Consider the following 3,941-nt stretch of genomic DNA (forward strand, 5'->3'; position numbering starts at 1 on the left):
GCGCCAGCAACTGTATCGGCAAACAGGAAGCTTTTGCGTGCGACGACAAACGGGCGAATGGAATTTTCGCAGGGATTATGCCGACTCCCGGATTATGCCGCCCATCTTCCAATGTGCAAGGTCAAAAACGGGTGGCGGCCTTATCGGAAGCTTGCGGCGCGGCATAATCAAAAGCTTTTCAGGAAGGCCCGAAATTGGTCCGGTCGTCGAAATCGACCCGGAACCTTGCCCAGACGGAGCGGCATACGCCAAGGCGTAGTCCTTGAGCTCGATGGCGCGCCGAAAATGATGCCGCGCCGCTCATCAACGCGAACCCGCATTGCATGGATTGCCGGCGTCACAGGCGGCATAGTCCGGGAGTCGGCATAATCTGCTCGAGCGCGACGTCCGCCCATTTACGACTGGACGAAAGGCATGGCTGTTCAGCGACACGGTCGCTGGTGCAAAGGCCAGTGCGATCATTTACAGCTTGATGCTGACCTGCCGTGCATGCGGAGTCGAGCCGTATGCGTATCTGCTGCGCGTGCTGACCGAGCTGCCGCAGCGCGCAGCGGATGACGATATCCGTGACCTGCTCCCATTCAACTTCGTGAAGTCGAACGACGCATTTGCGTCAACTTGATCGAGCACAGATCATCCAGTGGTCCGCCGTGGTGCGTGTTAATTCGCGCTTACGATGAACTGGATACGCACCATGCCGGCCGATTTGCCTGGAAGACGCAAGCCGAGGAGGGAATTTTCAAGACTTGCGCCGAGAAAAGCTGCGAGGCGCCGTATCGCTTAGGGCCCACCACAAGAGGATGTTGTCTAGCGAAATGCGCCCCAGTGCCTGATTGGTACAACGCAACGATTTATGTTACAATTGGCTGCGGTGCGCTTTTGTGCACCGATTCAAACCGGCCAGCGTCGTAGAGGGCCGCGTCCTTTGCTCGTTCCGATCCTTGCATGTCGACCGTGGCTACCGTTGTGACCCTGTTCGTGTCGCGCAGGCCGTGACGTCTATGGCCATTGTCGCCAGCGCCGAGCAAACCTCGAGGAGAGTCAATGCCAAGGTTTGATCAGGAAGATTCAGGACCCGACACGGCCGCATCCGCGCGGAAAGCTTCGGGTCGGCGCGCGTCGAAGGGCAAGACAGTCGCGGTCTTGCTGCCGATGGACGCCGCGTCCATGGCGTTGCAGGACGAAGAGCGCCAACTTCAGATGCGCGCACTCATCCAGTTGGGCAAGGAACGCGGCTACCTGACCCACGCGGAAATCAACGATCACTTGCCCGACAACTTCGCCCAGACCGCGGCGATCGAAACTATTGTCAGCACGTTCAATGACATGGGTGTAGCGGTGTACGAGCAGGCGCCCGACGCGGAAGCGCTGCTCCTGAACGACTCGGCGCCCGCTGCCGTATCGGACGACCAGGCCGACGAGGAAGCGGAAGTCGCGCTTTCGACCGTCGACTCCGAATTTGGGCGCACCACCGATCCGGTGCGCATGTACATGCGCGAAATGGGTGCGACGCAATTGCTGACTCGCGCAGGCGAGGTCGAGATTGCGAAACGCATCGAAGACGGGCTTCACGAGATGATTCAGGCGATTGCGGCGTGCCCGGCGACAATCGCGACGATCCTTGCAAGTGCGGAGCAGGTTGCGGCCGGTGAACTACGCATCGACGAACTGGTCGACGGCCTCAACGAAAGGAACGTAGAGAGCGACTCGTCGGCGTCAGATTCGGCTACTTCGCAAGACGTCGACACGGACACCGGCGGCGACGACGTGGACGCCGATGACGACAGCGATCTCGAAGCAGCAGATGCGAACCAGGCGAACGAAGCGCGCTTGAAACAGTTGACGAGCGACAGCCTCGCTATTTTTGCGCGAGTGGGCGAGTTGTTCGACCAAATGCCGCATACCAGCGCCACGGAAGCCAAGGAGATAGCCGCCTTTGCACGCCTGTGTAGGGAGATTAAGCGCGAACTCGCTCTCATCCGTTTCACGGCGCGAACGATCGACCGGTTGTGCGCCGATGTGCAGCAGCAGGTGGCACACGTGCGCGCGGTCGAGCGGCGCATTTTGCAGATCGCCGTGGACCGGTGCGGGATGCCACGTGACGATTTTATCAAGGCGTTTCCGGGTCACGAGACCGATCTTGATTGGACCGCAAACATGGCGGCGGCGTCACGCGAATACGGCGCCGCACTCGAACGCAGCCTGCCGGCGATCCAGGCCGAGCAGCAAAAGCTGATCGAGATCGAAGTGAACGCGGTACTGCCGCTACAGCAGTTGAAGAAAATCAACCGGCAGATGATGGCCGCCGAGTCGAAGATGCGGCAGGCGAAGCGCGAGATGATCGAGGCCAACCTGCGCCTTGTGATCTCCATCGCAAAGAAGTACGTGAACCGCGGCATGCACTTCCTAGATCTGATTCAGGAAGGCAATATCGGCTTGATGAAGGCGGTCGACAAGTTTGAATACCGGCGCGGCTGGAAGTTTTCGACCTACGCGACGTGGTGGGTGCGCCAGGCCGTGACACGCTCGCTAGCCGATCAGGCGCGCACGATTCGCGTGCCAGTGCACATGATCGAGACGATCAACAAGCTCAACCGCATTTCGCGTGAAATCCTGCAACAGACGGGGCAGGAAGCGCATCCTGCCGTGCTGGCCGAGCGCATGGAGATGCCGGAGGAAAAAATCCGCGACATCCTGAAGATCGCGAAGCAGCCGGTTTCGCTCGAGACGCCGGTAGGCGAAGATGCCGATGCAACGCTTGGCGACATGATCGAAGATCCGAGCGCGTCGTCTCCCGCGGACGCCGCCGTGCATGCCAACATGCGCGCCGCGATCGACGAGGCGCTCAATGCGCTGTCGCCGCGTGAGGCGAAGGTGCTGCGCATGCGCTTCGGGATCGATACCGCGTCGGACTATACGCTCGAGGAACTGGGCAAACAGTTCGACGTCACGCGCGAACGAATCCGCCAGATCGAAAGCAAGGCAATGCGAAAACTCATGCACCCGAGCCGCGCCGACAAGCTAAGAGAGTTTCTCGACCATTGATGATCCGCGATCGCGCACATCGCCAGATCGAGATTTATCGGATGACGAGGAGCGCCCGCGGTCGGTTAGACCGGTGCGCTCGCGTCGCCCATTTCGCATCGTTGAATTTTCAGCGTCTTCAAATCGGCTGCTTGTGTTGCCCTTCGCCGTTCTTCCCGAGGGTTCGCGAAGGGTCAAGGCGCCGGCACAGGTCGTGTCCGAGTGCATTCGCAGAGCTTGTTTGGCGCTGTCGGACTACGAAGGTGAGCTTTTGCGGGGGCGATGTGAGCATCAGGGCAGATCCGGGTAGTCGGAGCGACGTTCGCGTGCTACAAAGTTGATGCTGCGCATAGAATTCGATGCGCGGCGTGATCACTCAAAATGCATGACCTCTAGGAAAAATCAGCAGATGGCAACCGGTACCGTAAAGTGGTTCAACGACGCAAAAGGCTTTGGCTTCATCACACCGGATGACGGCGGTGAGGATTTGTTTGCGCACTTTTCTGAAGTAAAAGCGGACGGCTTCAAGTCGCTGCAGGAGAACCAAAAGGTCAGCTTCGAAGTGAAACAAGGCCCGAAAGGCAAGCAAGCGGCTAACATCCAGCCGCTTTAAGCCCGCACGAGCGTCAGATCTGCTCGCTGCTGGATCCGACGTAGAGTGGCACCGGCTCGTCTCGCCACCCCTCAAGAGCATTACTCACCGCCTTCACGTGCATGTGGTCTGGTGAGTCGAGCCGACGGTTCGCCGCTAAAGTGCGTGACATCATATCGCCTGCACATCTCCAGATAGAGTCTGTATTGGTTCTGTAGCGCTACCCAAGTTGCCACCGTTTGCCAATAAGCGTTCCGGCAAGCTGCGTTGGCGCGACGACGTGTTCAGATTACCCGTCGCCTCTCATTGGTTGCTGCCCCTGTGC

The 3,941-nt window shown here is 59.2% G+C and carries 2 protein-coding genes and 2 pseudogenes; 3 read left to right on the plus strand and 1 reads right to left on the minus strand.

Features of this window, described 5'->3' with window-relative positions; all coding sequences use genetic code 11:
* Positions 1–68 (minus strand): annotated as a pseudogene (locus AWB81_RS49040) (hypothetical protein); the annotation flags it as partial.
* 296 nt (positions 69–364) lie between these two features.
* On the opposite strand from AWB81_RS49040, the pseudogene AWB81_RS40965 reads away from it, so the two are divergent.
* The 3 genes and pseudogenes from AWB81_RS40965 to AWB81_RS40975 all read left to right on the plus strand — a co-directional run.
* Positions 365–622: pseudogene (locus tag AWB81_RS40965) on the plus strand (transposase domain-containing protein); the annotation flags it as partial.
* Between the two features lie 422 nt (positions 623–1,044).
* Positions 1,045–3,045: an RNA polymerase sigma factor RpoD gene (gene rpoD / locus AWB81_RS40970; RefSeq protein WP_062644145.1), complete on the plus strand. Its 2,001-nt coding sequence runs from the start codon at positions 1,045–1,047 to the stop codon at positions 3,043–3,045.
* Between the two features lie 388 nt (positions 3,046–3,433).
* Positions 3,434–3,637, plus strand: a complete 204-nt coding sequence (locus AWB81_RS40975; RefSeq protein ID WP_062644147.1) for a cold-shock protein — start codon at positions 3,434–3,436, stop codon at positions 3,635–3,637.
* Positions 3,638–3,941: the final 304 nt, after the last annotated feature.

Source organism: Caballeronia arationis, from assembly GCF_001544975.2.
Lineage (GTDB): Bacteria > Pseudomonadota > Gammaproteobacteria > Burkholderiales > Burkholderiaceae > Caballeronia > Caballeronia arationis.